Raw genomic sequence first — 16,937 nt, 5'->3', positions numbered from 1 at the left:
CATGACCGGAGCCGCCGCCGATGCCAACACCGGCCCGTCTTTTGCCATTCTGGGCTTCGAGGACCTCGACGGCTGGGCCATGGACGATCACGCCGCTGCCCTCGACGTCTTTCGCAACACATGCGGCGACATGCCCGATCCCGACTGGGTCACGCTATGCGCCGTCGCGGCGGATGCCAGGGATGCCCGCCAGTTCTTCGAGCTGTTTTTCCGTCCGGTCATGATCACCGATGGCGAAGCGGGTCTGTTCACCGGCTACTACGAACCCGAACTCGACGGCTCGCCAGTGCCGACGGCGCGGTATCGCCATCCGATCTATGCCATGCCGCCCGAAGCGCGCGCCGCCACCCCGTGGCTCAGCCGCCGCGATATCCTGGCCGGCGGCGCCCTGTCGGGCCGCGGGCTGGAGATTGCCTGGGTCGACGACCCGGTGGAACTGTTCTTCCTGCAGATCCAGGGGTCCGGGCGGGTGCGCTATCCCGACGGGCGATACATCCGCGTCGGCTATGGCGGCGCCAATGGGCACCCCTACCGGTCCATCGGGCAGGAAATGGTGCGCCGCGGCATCTACCAGCCGCACCAGGTCTCGGCCGAGGTGATCAAGAACTGGGTACGCCGCAATCCGGCCGACGGCGAAGAGCTGCTGTTCCACAACCCGTCCTACGTTTTCTTCCGCGAGGTGAGCCAGGTGCCCGCGGACAAGGGTCCGCTGGGCGCCATGAACCGCTCGATCACCGCGATGCGCACCATTGCCGTCGATCCCGCCTACACGCCGCTTGGCGCGCCGGTCTGGATCGAAAAGGACGGCGCCGATCCGATGCGTCGCCTGATGATCGCGCAGGACACCGGTTCGGCGATCAAGGGCGCGCAACGCGCCGACGTCTTCATCGGCAGCGGCGACGACGCCGGGCGGATCGCCGGAACCCTGCGCGATCCCGGTCGCATGGTCGTCCTCATGCCGATCCAACGCGCCTATGCGCTCTTGCCGGAAAGTGAACAATGACCCGGCGCAAGATTCGCCCGGACGAGCTCGATCTCTGGCGGCAGGTGGCGAAGACGACGCAAAAGCTCGACAAGCGCCCCGATCCGTTCGCCGCAAAATCCGAAAAACCCGTCACTGATACGGCACGAACTGGCAAAACGGCACCCGATACCCTGCCCCGCTTCGATATCGGCGCAAAATCTCCGCGCAGCGAAACCCTGCCCACGCCACGCAGCACTTCGCAACGTCTTGCACAGGACCCGGTGCGCATGGACAAGAAGGCGCACACCCGCCTCAAGCGGGGCAAGCTGGCGCCGGAGGCGCGGATCGACCTGCACGGCATGACGCTGGATCAGGCGCACCCGGCGCTGATCCGCTTCGTGCTGACCTCCTACACCCGCGGTCTGCGGCTGGTTCTGGTCATCACCGGCAAGGGTCAGCGTGAAGACCCCTATGATCCGATGCCGATGCGCCGCGGCGTGCTCAAGCAGCAGGTGCCGGTGTGGTTGCGGATGCCGCCGGTCGCTCAGGCCGTGTTGCAGGTGACCGAAGCGCATATCCGCCACGGCGGCAGCGGCGCCTATTACGTCTACCTGCGCCGCGACCGGTAGGCGCGGATCACAGCAGCCGCGCCGCGCGCCGCACGCCGATCTGCATCATCACCGTGGTGAAGACGAAATAGGCGGCAATGCCGATGTATTGCGCCTCGATCCCGACCTGCCAGTCGATCAGCACGCCGGTCAACCCCGGTCCCAGCGCCGTGCCAAAGACCATGACGGCCGCCCCCATCGCCTTGATCGAGCCCAGGTAGCGGGTGCCGAAGAATTCGGCCCAGAAGGCATTCGGCAGCGTTTGCTGCATGCCCTGGGTCATGCCCAGAAAGACGAAGCCAAGCGCCAGCGTCCAAAGCGACCCGGCTGCCGAAAACAGCAGGAAGGCCGCGACCAGTGGCAGCTGGAACCACGGCAGCACCCGCGCCGTGCCGAACCGGTCCAGCGCCATGCCCGACAACACCATCGACAGCACGCCGACGCCGGTGAAGATCGGGATCATCGCGACGAAAGACAACAGTGCCCAGCCCTTCACCTCGGTGTAATGCACCTGGTGAAAGAAGAACGCCGTGGCAAAGGCCGGCGGTCCCAGCAGAGCCGGCACCATGAACCAGAACAGCCAGTGCCGGAACACCTCGGGTCGCCGCCAGTGCCGGTCCGACATGCCGGCGGACTGGTCCATCTCGGCCATGCTTTGCGGGGTGCGTTCCTCGCGCAGCAGGCGCCAGAGAACCGGGATGCCCGCCAAAGCCACCAGTGCTGCGATCACCCAGAGCATCCGCCAGTCGAAGATCAGCAGCAGCGACACGAACGTGACGGGCATCAGCGCCTCGCCCACGGCGATGCCCAGACCGGCGATCGACAGCGCCTTGCCGCGCGTGGCGATGAACCAGCGCGACATCGACACCACCGCGATGTGGCTGGTCATTCCCTGCCCGCCGAAGCGCAGGGCGAAGATCGCCAGCGGAAGGAGCCAGGCGCTGGTGTTGAACGCCATGAAGAGGCATGCAGCCGCGAGGAAGGTCAGCACGAAAGCGCCCAGTGCCCGCGACCGGTATCGGTCGGTCAGACCCCCGGCCCAGACCATCGCGACCGCCGATGCGGTCGTGCCCAGGGAATAGATTCCGCCCCAGTCGCCATGGCTCAGCGCGAAGGCATCCTGGATCTTGCCCGCGAAGATCGAGATGAAAAAGGTTTGGCCGAAGCTCGACAGGAAGCTCAGAAGCGCGCCGGCGGCGAGCCATTGAGCATTGGACCGAAGAAACTGAAAAACCTGCATGCCGGTTGTTTCTGCCTGTGCCGGGGCGGCTTCAAGCGGAATCGCAACAGCTTAGGCGTTGGATGCGCTTTTCAGCCAATCCACGATCCGCGCCGCGATGACATCGGGTGCTTCCTCGTGCATCAGGTGACCGTAGTCGTCGAGGCTTTGCACCTCGGCACGTGGCATGCGCCGCGCGGCGTCGACCGCGATCACAGGCGGTATCGTGGCGTCGTTGCTGCCGGTCAGGAACAGGCAGGGCGTGTCCACATGCGGCAGGTCGGCGAGCAGCCCGTCAAGCTTCCATTGCGCCATCATCAGCATGACCCCGTCGACGTGGTCACGGTCGCGAAACAGTCTCGCATAAAGCGCGATGCCTTCGGGTTCGAGCCGCGACCCCGTCCCGCGCAAGAGCCGCGACACGCGTTCGGGCGTCGCCATCTGCTTCAGCGCCAGGTCGACGATGAAGGGTGTCATCGCCACCATCCGCGCCACGACCGGAAAGGTCAGGCCGGCGAGGCCGCGAAACGGCTCCAGCGCCGGATTCAGGCTGACGATCCTCGGCCGAAGCTCTTGCAAGAGCGCCAGCCGCAGCGCCACCGCCGCCCCGGCAGAATGCCCGACGACGGCGGCGGGCAACCAGCCTTCGTGGCTGCACAGTGCGGCAAGATCCTGTGCCATCGTGTCCAGCGCCGACCGGTGGCGGGTGCCCAGACGGGTGAATCCGTGCCCCGGCAGATCGACCGCCACCACGCGGAACCTCTGCGCCAGAAGCGGGATCAGGTCGCGATAGCTGTGGCTCGACCCGCCAGCGCCGTGGATCAGCAGAACCACCGGCCCGCTACCGGTTTCCTGTACGTGCCAGTCGTGCGGGCGCACCCGGATCATCCGGGACAGGTCGCTGTTCGGCCAGTCCGCCAGGTCGCGGGCGGGGTCCATCCTATCCCTCCAGCGCGGTGCCGATCGCGCGGGACAAGCCTTGCGCATCGGCCCGAGGCAGGGGGACATAGGCCGCGCGCAAGGTCTGCGCCAGCTTCGCGAGGTCCGGCTGCGGGCGCATGGCGGTGTCGATCACCGCACCCGGCATGTTCATCGCCGCCACCAGCCCGGCCATCAGATAGGCATCCTCGGCCGCCGCAGCGCGGCCTGTGCGCCCCGGCAGAGGGACGTTCGCGCGCCCGTCGGTCAGCAAAGCCAAAGCCGGCGAGAGCCCCTGCCCCTGTGCGCGTTGCGCGAGGTCGGCCACCATCCGCAAACCCGCCGCCAGCGGCGTCCCGCCACCGCCGGCAAGCCCGGCAAGCTGGCGTTTGGTCTGCACCAGCGACCGGGTTGGCGGCAGCGCAAGTTCGGCGCCGTCGCCGCGGAAGGTGATCAGCGCCACATGGTCCCGGCGCGCATAGGCTTCGGCGAGCATGAGCTCGATCGCGCCCTTGGCCTCGGCCAGCCGAGCCATGGCGGCAGAGCCCGAGGCGTCGACGGCAAAGATCACCAGCCGGTCGGACAGCTCCTGGTATCGTTTCACGTGAATATCCGACGGACGGATCAACAGACCGGTGGCGTCGGGTTGCGCCTTTCGCCGCAGCGGTTGCCAAGGCGCCGCGGCGCGCAGCGTCGCGATGAGGTCGATACGGTTCTGGCCATCGGCCCGGCCTTTGCGCGACGGCAAGGGGCGGCCGCGCCGGTTGCCCTTGCGTTTCTGCCCGGCGCCGCCCGATCCCTTGCCCGCCGGTGCCGTCCGCGGCACGGACAAGGCGGCCAGCACCTCGGGCGGCAGGAGCGCCTTGACCGCGTCGATCAGCATGTCCTGTGGCAGCCGAAGATCGTCGGATATGTCTCTGTCCTGCCCGGAGTCGCCATCGTGTTCCGGTTCCGGCGGGGTTGCCGCATCCTCGTCGCCTTGCGGGATGACTGTGGCGCGATGGGCAAAGACAAGCTGCGCGGCGATCTGGATATCGTCCTCGCCCACCTTGTTGCGGTGCGACACCGCCGCATGCGCGCGTGCGGCGCAACAGGCGAGCCAGGGCGCCCGCAACGACCCGATGCCGAACCGCGCCGCGGTTTCGGTGAGAAGGATCATGGCCTCGTCTGGAAGGGTCACAGAGGAGAGCCGCGTCCGGGCCGCGTCGATCTCCGGATCGCCCAGGGCCAGTTCCGCCAGATCCTGAGCGCGCAGCCCGTCGAGATCGACCCGAAAGGCCAGCCGCTCGGTCAGTGTTGAAGGCGCGCGCTCATCCGCGTCGGCACCTTCATCCAGCAGGATCAGAGACTGTTCTGCCCCGCTGTCCAACGCCTGCGCGAGCCGTGCCGCCAGCCCCGGTCCGCAGCGTTCGGCCATCGTCAGCATCAGCGTGCCGGGACGAGACAAAAGGCCGGTAGAGCGGATCACCCTGCCCGCCGCAAGCGTCGCGGCGATATCGACACCGCCGAACAGTGCCGTGTCGTCGATATCGGGCGTGATCCTTCGCGGTGCCAGCGCCGGGGGCATCCGCGACAGGAAGGCGTCGCGCACCGGACCGGCGCGGGCGCGCAGGTGCAGACCGCCCAGACCGACGGGATCGACCGCAAGCAGGGTCAGGGCGAGATGCCCGGTGATCCATGCCTCCAGCCGGTCCTGCATCATGCAAACACGTCCTCGACGGTGCGCAGAACCCGCGATGCCGACCCCGCTTCGTCCAGCGGATCGCGGCGCAGCCGGTGGCTGAGCGACATCGGCGCCACGCGCCGCAGGTGGTCGCGGGTCACGGCATCGCTGCCCTCGTAGGCAGCAAGGGCGCGGGCGGTGCGCAGCAGCGTCAATTCTCCGCGCAGCCCGTCGGAGCCCAGCGCCACGCACAACTCCGCGCAGTCGCGCAAGGCGGCATCGGAGGCTTCGACCGAACCTAGTGCCGCGCGTCCCGAAAGGATTGCCTTGCGGATTTTCGTGTCCTTGGCGCGCCATTTCTTGAGAAACGCTTCGGGCTGGGTGTCGAAGGCGGCGCGGCGGCGGATGACCTCGACCCGTTCGTCGATGTCCGTCGGCGAACGCACCTCGACCGACAGGCCGAACCGGTCCAGCAGCTGCGGCCGCAGCTCGCCTTCCTCGGGGTTCCCGGAGCCGACAAGTACGAAGCGCGCGTCATGGCGGATCGACAGACCTTCGCGTTCGATCACGTTCTCTCCCGACTGCGCCACGTCAAGCAGCAAGTCGACGATGTGATCCTCGAGCAGGTTCACCTCGTCGATATAGAGATAGCCGCGGTTTGCGCGCGCCAAGAGCCCCGGTTCGAACGCCTTTTCCCCGCGCGTCAGCGCCCGTTCGATGTCGAGCGCACCGACCACGCGATCCTCGGTCGCACCCAGCGGCAGGTCGATCACCGGCGTCGGCACGTCATGGGATTTGCCCGACACCGGTTCCGCCCAGTCCGGGTGATCCTCCGCCGTGGCGGCGTTGGTCGGGCTGCCCACCAGCGCCCGAATCGGCGGCAGTAGCGCGGCCAGCGCGCGGACAGCGGTGGATTTGCCGGTCCCGCGGTCGCCGAAAACGAGCACCCCGCCGATGCCGGGGTCGACGGCGGTCAGGATCATCGCCTGCTTCATCTCGGTCTGGCCGACGATGGCGGAAAACGGAAAGGGCTGTCTCATGCGGCTGTGTCCTTGAGAATGCGTGGGCTGAGGCCGTCCCAAGCCCCCTCTTCGCTGTGCAGGCGGAAGCGGGCGTAAAGCTCTTCGCGGAACCAATCGCCGGAGCGCACCGCCTGTATGGCGCGGGCGTGGGGGCCGTCGCGGCGGGCGAATTGTGCCATGCTGCCGCTGTCGGGCCAGATCGAAAAGGTGATCTGGTGCATCAGGGGGACTTCTCCGATGCCGATCTTGAACAGCACGTTGGGGTCGGTGCCGATCACCTCGCTGATATCCGGCACCCTGCCCCAGAAGCTCAGCGCCGTGCGTGGCCTGATCGTCGCGCGGGTCAAGGCGGCGATCGGGCCGGTCCTTGGGTCGTCCTGCGGATCGAAGGGCGTGCGTGCTGACCACGCGCCCCGCGCCGAGATCGGCGTGAGGTAAAGCGTCCAGTGTTCGTCGGCGCGATGACGATACCTTTGAAACAGCCGCGTCCCGGCGATCCGATCCTTCGCTGTCTGCGCATCGGGCCATGTGGCAAGGATCGCGTAGACGGTGGTGTTGGGCACGGGCGTGAAACCTTCGCCAGTGCCGGAGCCGCAGAGCTTCCAGAACCCGATTCCGGGAATCCGGGCCATGTCGATTCGCCCAGCACCCATCATCGCAAGCGCCCAGAGCCGCGATAGCGGAGCATCGAAACGAAAGAAGGACAGGCTGACGATCTGCATGTGACCTCGGCGAAGTGTAAACTTAGTCTGACACGGAGCTCGCGCGATGAAAAGTGTCGCGTGTCGTATCGGAGCTTCCGGTTTGCATTGTCAGATTAAGTTGACACCTGTAGCGTGGAGGTATGATGACAAAATTCGACACGCGGCTGAGCGGCCTTGCCGGTCAGAAAGACGCGCCCCACGCGCTGGTGGTCGGGGCCGGCCTCGGGGGTCTTGCCTCTGCCATGCGGCTGGGTGCGCGCGGATATCGGGTGACGGTGATCGACCGGCTGGATGTGCCGGGCGGGCGCGGCTCCTGCCTCTGGAAGGACGGCCACCGGTTCGACCTCGGTCCGACCATCGTCACCGTGCCGCAGACCTTCCGCGAGCTGTGGCGGGCCTGCGGACGGGATTTCGACGCCGACGTGGACCTGCGCGCGCTCGACCCGTTTTACGAGATTCGCTGGCCGGATGGATCGACCTTTACCGCGCGGCAAGACACCGATGCCATGCGGGCCGAAGTGGCGCGCCTGTCGCCCAACGATTTGCCCGGCTACGAGAAATTCCTGAAAGATAGCGAACGCCGCTACTGGTTCGGGTTCGAGGATCTGGGCCGCCGGTCGCTGCACCGGCTGCGCGACCTGATCGCGGTCCTGCCGACATTTGCCTGGCTGCGCGCCGACAAGTCGGTCTATGCCCATGCCGCCAGCCGCGTGAAGGACGAACGCCTGCGCATGGCGCTGTCCTTCCATCCGCTCTTCATCGGCGGCGATCCGTTCAACGTCACTTCGATGTATATCCTCGTCAGCCACCTCGAAAAGGAATTCGGGGTGCATTACGCCATGGGCGGGGTCGCCGCGATTGCCAAGGCAATGGCGGACGTGATCGCCGACCAGGGCGGCGTGCTGCGCTATGAAACCGAGGTGGATGAAATCCTCGTCCGTGACGGCCGCGCCAAGGGTGTGAAGCTGACCACCGGAGAGATCGTAACCGCCGACGTCGTGGTGTCCAACGCCGACGCGGGCTTTACCTACGATCACCTGCTGCGCAACACGCCGCGCCGCCGCTGGACTCCGAAGAAGCTGGCAAAGGCGCGGTGGTCGATGGGCCTTTTCGTCTGGTACTTCGGCACCAAGGGCACGGCGGGAATGTGGAAGGATGTGGGCCACCACACCATTCTCAACGGCCCACGCTACAAGGGCCTCGTCCGCGACATCTTCATCAACGGCACCCTGTCCGACGACATGTCGCTCTATGTCCACCGGCCCAGCGTCACCGACCCGACCGTGGCGCCCGAGGGCGACGATACCTTCTATGTCCTGAGCCCCGTGCCGCACCTCGGTCACAAGAATCCCGTGGATTGGGAGAGCGAAAGAGCCGCTTACCTCGACAAGATGAGCGACGTGCTTGACGCCCAGCTTCTGCCGGGATTTCGCAACCGCATCACCGCGCAAGAGGTGTTCACGCCAGAGGAGTTCCGGTCCCGGTATCTCTCGCCGCACGGCACCGGCTTTTCCATCGAACCGCGCATCCTGCAAAGCGCGTATTTCCGCCCGCACAACGTGTCGGAAGAGGTGAAGGGCCTGTACCTCACCGGTGCAGGCACCCATCCCGGCGCGGGCCTGCCCGGCGTGATCTCTTCGGCGGAAGTGTTGAGCCAGCTTGTCCCCGATCCGGAGACCGTGGCATGACCCTGCGCGACGCCGATATCGAGGCCTGCGCCGAGGCCATCCGCCACGGGTCGCTGTCCTTTCACGCGGCGTCGAAGTTGCTGCCGGCCAAGGTCCGCAATCCGGCGCTGGCGCTCTATGCCTTTTGCCGCCTCGCCGATGACGCCGTGGATCTGCAGGCGCAGAAGGCGGCCGCCGTTCTGTCGTTGCAGGAGCGTCTGGATCTCGTCTATCGCGGGCAGCCCCGCGACACCGCCCCCGACCGGGCCTTTGCCGCCGTGGTCGAGGACTTCGACATGCCGCGCGCCCTGCCCGAAGCCCTGCTCGAAGGTCTCGCCTGGGACGCGATGGGGCGGCGCTATGCGACCTTGCCGGAGCTTTACGGGTATTGCGCCCGCGTCGCCTCTGCCGTGGGGGCGATGATGTGCGTGCTGATGCGGGTGCGCGATGCCGATGCGCTGGCGCGGGCCTGCGACCTTGGCGTGGCGATGCAGCTGACCAACATTTCGCGGGATGTGGGCGAGGATGCGCTGGAACGGCGGCTCTATCTGCCGACCGACTGGCTGGACGAGGCCGGGATCGACGTCGATACATTCCTCGCCAATCCGAAACCCACCCGCGCCATCCGCAAGATGACCAAGCAGCTGGTGATGGAGGCGAACCGGCTCTACATCCGCTCCGAAGCCGGGATCGCAGCGCTGCCGATCTCCTGCCGTCCGGGCATCTTCGCCGCGCGGCACATCTATGCCGGGATCGGCCGCGAGGTGCAGCAAGTGGGCTACGATTCGATCTCGACCCGCGCGCATACTTCGAAGGCGCAAAAAATCGGCTGGCTGATGCTGGCCGCGACGCGCACGGCGACGACGGCGGTGATGCCCCGGTCCGCGGTGCTCTATGCCCGACCCATTGACGAGGTGGCGTTCCTTGTCGATGCCGCCGCGACGCGTGAACCGAGGCGCTGGACGCGGCAGGACGGCCTTATCGACGCTCTTGGGCGCCTTGCGGAAATGGATCGGGAAAGACGCGAGGCCTTGATGACACCACAGGCGCGCTCTAACTGATATCCATGTTCTGGATCCTGTTCCTCATCTTCCTCGGCGCCTGTTTCGCGGCCGGGTCTACCGGCGGGCTGTTCCCGCCCGGGGAGTGGTATCGTAAGCTGGACAAGCCGTCCTGGACGCCACCCGACTGGGTGTTCCCGGTCACCTGGACAACGCTCTACATCTGCATGGCGACGGCGGGAGCGCGCGCCGCGCTGGCGCCGGACAGTAGCATCGCCATGGCGCTCTGGTCGTTGCAGATCGCGCTCAACGGATTGTGGACGCCGGTCTTCTTCGGCCTGAAACGTCTGAAACTGGGTCTGATCGTGCTGTCGGCGCTGTGGCTGTCCGTGGCCGCCACACTGCTTGCGTTGTGGCAGGTGGACTGGATCGCCGGTGCGCTCTTCGTGCCCTACCTTGTGTGGGTCAGCATTGCCGGCGCGCTCAACGCCTCGGTCCTCCGGCGCAACCCGGACAAAGCCTAGAACGTCCACCGCGCCCGCCGGGGCACCCGCACCGCCAGCATCGGCTTCAGCAGGGGCGAGGCGAAGCGGCGCAGGTCCAGCGCTTCGAACACGCCCGTTGTTTTTTCCCCGTCCAGCGTCGTTTCCACCATCGCGCGGGAATAGAACGGCGCATCCAGCATGCTCATCACCTGCCGCGGTTGTGTGCCCGGATCGCCGCGCGTCACGCGCCGCACGGTCCAGAGCGACCGGGGCAGGGGGCGTTTGTCGGGCAGGGGAGTTTCTTCTGCCGTGCCATCCGCGCCGAAGTGTATGCCCGCGCCCAGTTCGGTGCCGTCACGCCGCACGGCATCGTAGAAACAGGTGCTGCCGCCGCGCGCCGGGTAGCGTCCCCAGGTCCAATAGGCGAAATCCTCTTCCAGCGCCCGGGTGCCGAAATTGGCGTCGAAATACCCGTGGCCGTCCCATTGCCAGCCGGGTGCCGCGAGATCGACCGAAATCGACGACACCGGTGCGAAGGGCCGCCAGACATGCGCGCCGTCGGGTGTCAGCAACAGTTCGCGGTCGGTCACGGCGCTGGGCGTCACGCGAATCTGGCCGCGGACGCGGGAAATGATCGGCGGGGCCGACACCTCGTCGATGTCGATCACCAGTTGTCTTCCGTCCCAGTGCAGGCCCGACGGCCCGACTGTCATGCTGTCCTGCGTCTGGCGCAAGGCAGATCGGCCACGGTCGGTCATGGTGAACCGTCCGCCGGGTCCGTAGGTGGCGACGTTGATGCAGACGTGGTTCTCCGGGTCGCGCCGCCCGGACCAGCGATACCAGGGCGAAAACACCGACCCGATGAAGGCGATCACCGAGACGGCGCGCTTTCCGTCTGCACTGATCCCGTCGATGTACCACCAGGCATAGCCGTTGGGCGGGACGGCGAGGGCGAAGTTCGGCCCGCCAAAATCGCCGCGGCCGCGTGCCTGCCGGAAAGCGCCGCCATCGGCACCCCCGCGCCCGGATGCACCCCGCCGCCCGCCAGCACCAGGCCCGGAATGGCCGTTTCCGCCACCGGTCGGGCCAGTGCGGCGGTCATCCCGTGCGGGCTCTGCCCGTAAAGCGATCCGGCGCTCGCCGGAAACAGCGCCTCGAACATCTCCGGCGTCGTGAGCGTGCCGGCCGCCGGCGAGGGGTCGAAGTGCAGCCCGAAACGGGCCAGCGTCCGAAAGGTCTGACGGTGGCATCTGTCTGTCTCCTCGGCGGTTTGCCGATGTCGGGTGAGGGGAGGCGCGTTGGCGATGATCTCGAATCTCTCCGCGCCGGGCGGCGACTGCGGTTTGCCGCGATCTTCCGCGCAGAGGTAGAGCGTCGGATCGGCGGGCAGGCGGCCCCTGGCAATGGCGTCGAATTCGGCTCTCGGGTCGGCGCAGAAAAACACGTTGTGATGCGCCAGTTCCGGCCCGGTCGGCCGGGCGGCGAAGGCCCAGACATTGGCCGAGAGGCTGCGCGGCAGGCGCACGGTCTGTGGCGCGACCGAAGCCACTTCGCGCCCGAGCAGACCTTTGGCCAGTGCACGCGGATCGCCGTTGAAGATCACGTGGCGGGCAGAAAGGACGGCGCCATCGGCCAGGGTCACACCGGCGATGCCGTGACCGTCGGTGAGAATATTTTCGACCTGCGCGTTCAGCCGTATACGCCCGCCGCGCGCCTGGATCAGCGTGGCGATGGCACGGGGCAGCGCCTGCATCCCGCACTCGACACACCAGACACCGGCAGCCTCGGCCTGCCAGATCAGCGCCAGCAGCGCCGGTGATCGGTAGGGCGACCCTCCGACATAGGTGGCGTAACGCCCGAAAAGCTGCCGCAGGCGCGGGTCGGAAAAGCTGTGATCGAGTAGCCCCGCGAGGCTGCGCATCGGCGCCATCGCGCGCAGCAGTCTCGGCGCGCGCAGGACCTGCGCGGCAAGGCCGCTGAAAGCCGGGCGCGGGTTGTGCATCACCGGATCGCGGAACCCGTCGAACAGTGTCTCCGCCTGTTTGCAGAAGGCCGCAAAGGCGCGGGCGTCATGCGGGCCTGACAGTTTCCCGATGGCCTCGGCATTGACGGCCCGATCGGCGCAGAGATCGAGCGTGCCGCCATCCGGCCACCAGTGCCGCGCCAGGATATCCTGCCGAAACAGGGTCACATGCGCCTCGAGCCTTGTGCCTGCCACGGCAAAGAGGTCGTCGAAGACGTCGCGCATGGTCAGAACCGTCGGTCCCGCGTCGACGCCGTTCACCTGGCGCATCTTGCCGCCGACATGCCCGTGCCGGTCCAGCACCGTGACGTCATAGCCGGCATGGGCCAGCGGAAGCGCAGCGCACAAACCTCCGATGCCCGCGCCGATCACTACGATCGGCCCGGCGGGACGGTCTCGGTCGGATGCCGTCGGCGTTGCCATGTCTGGATTGTTGACTCGCGAAGGCAACCTGTCCAGTATGATTTACACTTAGCTGTCTAACAATACTTACATTGCGCCAGGCCCGGCGTGAAGGAGCGACCACATGGATATGCACAAGCGGATCAATGCGGCGGTCGCCCGCGCGGTGGCGTTGGGCCAGACCGGCAAGGCGCCGTCGCAGCTTTCGACCGCGCTGGGATATGCGACCACGCCCGGCGGCGCGCGCATCCGCCCGACAATTCTCATGTCGGTCGCCCTGGCTTGTGGCGACGACCGGCCGGAGCTGTCAGACGCGGCTGCCGCGGCGCTCGAGCTCATCCACTGCGCCAGCCTCGTGCATGACGATCTGCCGTGTTTCGACGATGCCGATTTGCGGCGCGGTAAACCGTCGGTGCACCGCGCCTATTCCGAACCGCTTGCTGTTCTGACCGGCGATTCGCTGATCGTCCTCGCATTTGAAGTGCTCGCCCGCGCCGCACCCCATGCGCCGGATCGCGCCATGCAGCTGGTGCTGACGCTCGCCCGCCAGACCGGGATGCCCAACGGCATCTGCGCCGGGCAGGGGTGGGAAAGCGAAGCGCGGATCGACCTGTCGGCCTATCACCAGTCCAAGACCGGCGCGCTTTTCATCGCGGCGACCCAGATGGGCGCCGTGGCTGCCGGGCAGGAGGCCGAGCCCTGGCACGAGTTGGGTGCCCGCATCGGCGAGGCGTTCCAGGTGGCCGACGACCTGCGCGATGCGCTTTACGATATCGAAACGCTGGGCAAGCCCGCCGGACAGGACGACCTTCACGGGCGTCCCAATGCCGTGGCGTCGCTGGGTGTCGACGGTGCGATCCGGCGGCTCAAGGACATCCTGTCCGGCGCCATCGCCTCGATTCCGTCCTGTCCCGGAGAGGCGAAGCTGGCCGAGATGGTGCGGTTGCAGGCCGAACGTCTGACCCCGGTTGTCGAGCCTGTTCAGGCCAAGGCCTGATCCTATGACCGTGACGGCCGATCCGCCCCCCGTCCCGCGCGCCAAGGCGCCGGGCCTGGGCACGCGGATCGCGCGACTGATCGCCCGGCCCGGATTTCAAAGCTGGGCGGCGCGCAATATTCTCACCCGCCGTATCGCGCGCCGCGAAGGCGCAGAGCTTTTCGATCTCGTGCAGGGCTTCGTCAAATCGCAGGTTCTGTACGCGCTGGTCGAACTGCGGGTGCTGCATCGTCTGATGTCGGGACCACAGACCACGGGCGCGCTCGCCCAGGGCACCGGTATCACCCCCGACCGCATGCTCCGCCTGTTGCAAGCAGGTGCGGCGCTGGGCCTGCTCAAACGCCGGCGCGGCGGAGATTTTGCCATAGCTCGGAAAGGCGCGGCACTTCTCGGTGTGCCGGGTCTCGAGCAGATGATCCGCCATCACGACGTTCTGTATCGAGACATGGCCGATCCCGTGGCGCTTTTGCGCGGCGAGGTCGAGACCGAGCTGGCGGAATTCTGGCCTTATGTCTTCGGTGCGCAGGGTGCCAACGATCCGGACGTGACCTCCACATATTCCGACCTGATGGCGCAAAGTCAGGGACTGGTCGCGCAGGACACGCTGAGGGCCGTGTCGCTTTCAGGCGTGCGCCACCTGCTGGATATCGGCGGCGGCTTTGGCGCCTTCGCGACGGCCGCGGCCCGCGCGGAACCCGGGATGAAGGTGACGCTCTTCGACCTGCCGCACGTTGTCGACGCTGCGCGGCCACGGCTGGTTGAGGCCGGGCTTTCGGACCGGATCATCACGGCAGCAGGATCCTTTCGGGACGACCCGCTGCCCTTGGGCGCCGATGCCGTTTCGCTGATTCGCGTTCTTTACGACCACGAGGACGACACCGTCTCGGCCCTGTTGTCCAAAACCTTTGACGCACTGCCCGACGGCGGGCGGTTGATCGTCTCGGAACCGATGTCGGGAGGAGCGATGCCGGAGCCGGCGGGCGACGTCTATTTCGCCTTCTATACGCTCGCCATGCGGACCGGAACGGTGCGCTCTGCCAGTCGTATCGCCGAGATGTGCAAGGCTGCGGGTTTTGACCAGATCGCGTCGCCACGGCCCGCGCGGCCCTATGTGACCTCCACCCTCACGGCCCGCAAAACTGTCCGCTCCGCATGATCCAGACTGTCCATTTATGTTGACACATAGGTGTGTAAGCTTAAACTGACAGAAGGACAAACCGCCGCGTACAAGGGGAATCGCCCCGTAAACCAACGCTGCGCTCGAACCGGGGGAGGGTCGAAATGCAAACCAAAGCTGTCCTTCTCAATGGACCAAAGGATCTGGCGGTCGCGGATCTTGCGCTGACCGACCCGGCGCAGACCGATCTCGTGATCGAGGTGCGCCACTCCGGCATCTCCACCGGCACGGAAAAGCTGTTCTGGTCCGGTGACATGCCGCCGTTCCCCGGCATGGGGTATCCGCTGGTTCCCGGCTACGAAGCCGCGGGCGAGGTGATCGAGGCGGGCGCGCAGACCGGGTTCAGCCCGGGCGATCATGTCTTCGTTCCCGGCGCCAATTGCTACGATGGCGCCTTCGGACTTTTCGGCGGGGCGGCAAGCCACATCGTGACCGGAAGCGACCGGGTGTGCCGAATCGATTCGGGTCTCGGCGCGCAGGGTGCCTTGCTGGCGCTGGCCGCCACGGCGCGCCATGCAATGGCCGGGTTCAACAAGACCGTGCCGGACCTGATCGTCGGACACGGGGTCCTGGGCCGATTGCTGGCCCGGCTGACCCTGGTCGCGGGTGCGCCCGCGCCGACGGTCTGGGAAATCGACCCGGCGCGCCGCTCCGGGGCCGATGGATATGACGTCATCGACCCCGAAACCGACACGCGCCGCGATTACCAAAGCGTCTATGACGCCTCGGGCAACGGCGCGCTGCTCAACGACCTGATCGGCCGCATCGCCAAGGGCGGCGAGATCGTGCTGGCGGGGTTCTACGCCCAGCCGCTGCAATTCGCCTTTCCGCCCGCCTTCATGAAGGAGGCGCGGTTCCGCGTCGCCGCCGAATGGACGCCCGCGGACCTGACCGCCACCCGGGCCCTGATCGACCAGGGCGCGCTGAGCCTGGCGGGGCTGATCACACATGACGCACGGGCCATCGATGCCCCGGAGGCGTATCGAACCGCCTTCGAGGATCCGGCCTGCCTGAAGATGATACTCAACTGGAAGGACGCCGCGTGAAGGACGATGTACCGAACCTCAAGGATTTCGACCAGCGCCTGCGGGACGAAGCAGGCGAGGATCTGGCCGACGTGATCCCGACCGAGGCCACGAAGAAAACCCAGATCATCGCGATCTACGGCAAGGGCGGGATCGGCAAGTCCTTCACCCTCGCCAATCTCAGCCACATGATGGCCGAACAGGGCAAGCGCGTTCTGCTGATCGGCTGTGACCCGAAATCCGACACGACCTCGCTGCTGTTCGGCGGCAAGGCGTGCCCGACGATCATCGAAACCTCGACTCGCAAGAAACTCGCCGGCGAAGAGGTTGCCATCGGCGACGTCTGTTTCAAGCGCGGCGGCGTCTTTGCCATGGAGCTTGGCGGGCCGGAAGTCGGCCGCGGCTGCGGCGGGCGCGGGATCATCCACGGCTTCGAGCTGCTGGAAAAGCTGGGCTTCCACGACTGGGACTTCGACTACGTGCTGCTGGACTTCCTGGGCGACGTGGTCTGCGGCGGCTTCGGCCTGCCGATCGCGCGGGACATGGCGCAGAAGGTGATCCTGGTTGCGTCAAACGACCTGCAGTCGCTGTATGTCGCGAACAACGTCTGCTCTGCCGTGGAGTATTTCCGCAAGCTGGGCGGCAACGTCGGCGTCGCGGGTCTTGTCGTGAACAAGGACGACCTGTCGGGCGAGGCGCAGGCCTTTGCCAAGGCGGTCGACATCCCCATCCTGGCCGCGATCCCGCAGGACGACGACCTGCGCAAGAAATCCGCCAACTACCAGATCGTCGGCACGGCGAAATCCCCCTGGGGGAGCCTGTTTGCCGAACTGGCCGATGCCGTGAGCCTCGCTCCGCCGGTACGGCCGACGCCGCTGGACCAGGACGGGCTGCTGGGTCTCTTCGACGCCAAGGATACCGGCGGCGATTACCAGCTGGTGCCCGCGACCGATGCCGACATGCGCGGCAAGCATGCCAAGCCGAAAGCCTCTCTTGAGGTGGTCTACGACGACGCCTGAGGGAACGCCGGAGCGGGGGCCAGCCCCCGCACCCCCGAGGGTT

The 16,937-nt window shown here is 66.9% G+C and carries 16 protein-coding genes; 9 read left to right on the top strand and 7 right to left on the bottom strand.

Annotation, left to right across the window (positions count from 1 at the left end; genetic code table 11):
• Position 1 precedes the first annotated feature (1 nt).
• Positions 2-1,003 (top strand): murein transglycosylase A, encoded by a 1,002-nt coding sequence (mltA, locus tag DU478_RS01995; RefSeq protein ID WP_233501081.1) that lies wholly within the window; start codon positions 2-4, stop codon positions 1,001-1,003.
• The gene (locus DU478_RS01990) at positions 1,000-1,593 is read left to right on the top strand and encodes a Smr/MutS family protein (protein WP_114509244.1); all 594 of its coding nucleotides are present in this window, start codon (positions 1,000-1,002) and stop codon (positions 1,591-1,593) included. Before mltA ends, DU478_RS01990 begins: the two co-directional genes overlap by 4 nt.
• A 7-nt stretch (positions 1,594-1,600) precedes the next feature.
• Here the strand turns inward: DU478_RS01990 and DU478_RS01985 are convergent, their stop codons facing one another.
• From DU478_RS01985 to crtA, 5 genes are read right to left on the bottom strand one after another with little or no spacing between them, the layout of a single operon-like run.
• A complete protein-coding gene (locus tag DU478_RS01985) occupies positions 1,601-2,812 on the bottom strand; it encodes an MFS transporter (protein ID WP_114509243.1) in 1,212 nt (403 codons plus the stop codon).
• 51 nt (positions 2,813-2,863) lie between these two features.
• Complete coding sequence (bchO, locus tag DU478_RS01980; RefSeq protein WP_114509242.1) at positions 2,864-3,730, bottom strand: alpha/beta fold hydrolase BchO; 867 nt, start codon at positions 3,728-3,730, stop codon at positions 2,864-2,866.
• A 1-nt stretch (position 3,731) separates the two neighbouring features.
• On the bottom strand, positions 3,732-5,411 hold the full coding sequence (locus DU478_RS01975) for a magnesium chelatase subunit D (RefSeq protein WP_114509241.1): 1,680 nt from the start codon (positions 5,409-5,411) through the stop codon (positions 3,732-3,734).
• A complete protein-coding gene (gene bchI, locus DU478_RS01970) occupies positions 5,408-6,412 on the bottom strand; it encodes a magnesium chelatase ATPase subunit I (protein ID WP_114509240.1) in 1,005 nt (334 codons plus the stop codon). The genes DU478_RS01975 and bchI overlap by 4 nt, the downstream gene beginning before the upstream one ends.
• Positions 6,409-7,116 carry a spheroidene monooxygenase gene (crtA, locus tag DU478_RS01965; protein ID WP_114509239.1) on the bottom strand — a complete coding sequence of 236 codons (708 nt, stop codon included), beginning with the start codon at positions 7,114-7,116 and terminating at the stop codon, positions 6,409-6,411. Before crtA ends, bchI begins: the two co-directional genes overlap by 4 nt.
• A 146-nt stretch (positions 7,117-7,262) precedes the next feature.
• Here crtA and DU478_RS01960 point away from each other — a divergent pair, with 146 nt between their 5' ends.
• Genes DU478_RS01960 through tspO form a run of 3 tightly spaced genes read left to right on the top strand, consistent with a single transcriptional unit; the run spans position 7,263 to position 10,290 of the window.
• Complete coding sequence (locus DU478_RS01960; protein ID WP_407703143.1) at positions 7,263-8,786, top strand: phytoene desaturase; 1,524 nt, start codon at positions 7,263-7,265, stop codon at positions 8,784-8,786.
• On the top strand, positions 8,783-9,826 hold the full coding sequence (gene crtB, locus DU478_RS01955) for a 15-cis-phytoene synthase (RefSeq protein ID WP_114509237.1): 1,044 nt from the start codon (positions 8,783-8,785) through the stop codon (positions 9,824-9,826). Before DU478_RS01960 ends, crtB begins: the two co-directional genes overlap by 4 nt.
• Before the next feature lie 5 nt (positions 9,827-9,831).
• Positions 9,832-10,290, top strand: coding sequence for a tryptophan-rich sensory protein TspO (gene tspO / locus DU478_RS01950; RefSeq protein WP_114509236.1), 459 nt, complete (start codon positions 9,832-9,834; stop codon positions 10,288-10,290).
• Here tspO and crtC read toward each other — a convergent pair.
• Positions 10,287-11,156, bottom strand: a complete 870-nt coding sequence (crtC, locus tag DU478_RS01945) for a carotenoid 1,2-hydratase (protein WP_114509323.1) — start codon at positions 11,154-11,156, stop codon at positions 10,287-10,289. The genes tspO and crtC overlap by 4 nt on opposite strands.
• Positions 11,123-12,697, bottom strand: coding sequence for a 1-hydroxycarotenoid 3,4-desaturase CrtD (crtD, locus tag DU478_RS01940; protein WP_114509235.1), 1,575 nt, complete (start codon positions 12,695-12,697; stop codon positions 11,123-11,125). Before crtD ends, crtC begins: the two co-directional genes overlap by 34 nt.
• 103 nt (positions 12,698-12,800) lie before the next feature.
• Here crtD and DU478_RS01935 point away from each other — a divergent pair, with 103 nt between their 5' ends.
• From DU478_RS01935 to DU478_RS01920, 4 genes are all read left to right on the top strand, one after another.
• Positions 12,801-13,673: a polyprenyl synthetase family protein gene (locus tag DU478_RS01935; protein ID WP_114509234.1), complete on the top strand. Its 873-nt coding sequence runs from the start codon at positions 12,801-12,803 to the stop codon at positions 13,671-13,673.
• A gap of 4 nt (positions 13,674-13,677) precedes the next feature.
• Positions 13,678-14,829 (top strand): methyltransferase, encoded by a 1,152-nt coding sequence (locus DU478_RS01930; RefSeq protein ID WP_114509233.1) that lies wholly within the window; start codon positions 13,678-13,680, stop codon positions 14,827-14,829.
• Between the two features lie 125 nt (positions 14,830-14,954).
• Positions 14,955-15,896, top strand: a complete 942-nt coding sequence (gene bchC / locus DU478_RS01925) for a chlorophyll synthesis pathway protein BchC (protein WP_114509232.1) — start codon at positions 14,955-14,957, stop codon at positions 15,894-15,896.
• Positions 15,893-16,894, top strand: coding sequence for a chlorophyllide a reductase iron protein subunit X (locus DU478_RS01920; RefSeq protein WP_114509231.1), 1,002 nt, complete (start codon positions 15,893-15,895; stop codon positions 16,892-16,894). Before bchC ends, DU478_RS01920 begins: the two co-directional genes overlap by 4 nt.
• The last annotated feature ends 43 nt before the right edge of the window (positions 16,895-16,937 follow it).

It is taken from the genome of Thalassococcus profundi (assembly GCF_003344785.1).
GTDB lineage: Bacteria > Pseudomonadota > Alphaproteobacteria > Rhodobacterales > Rhodobacteraceae > Puniceibacterium > Puniceibacterium profundi.
This window is presented reverse-complemented; position numbering and strand designations above follow the sequence as displayed.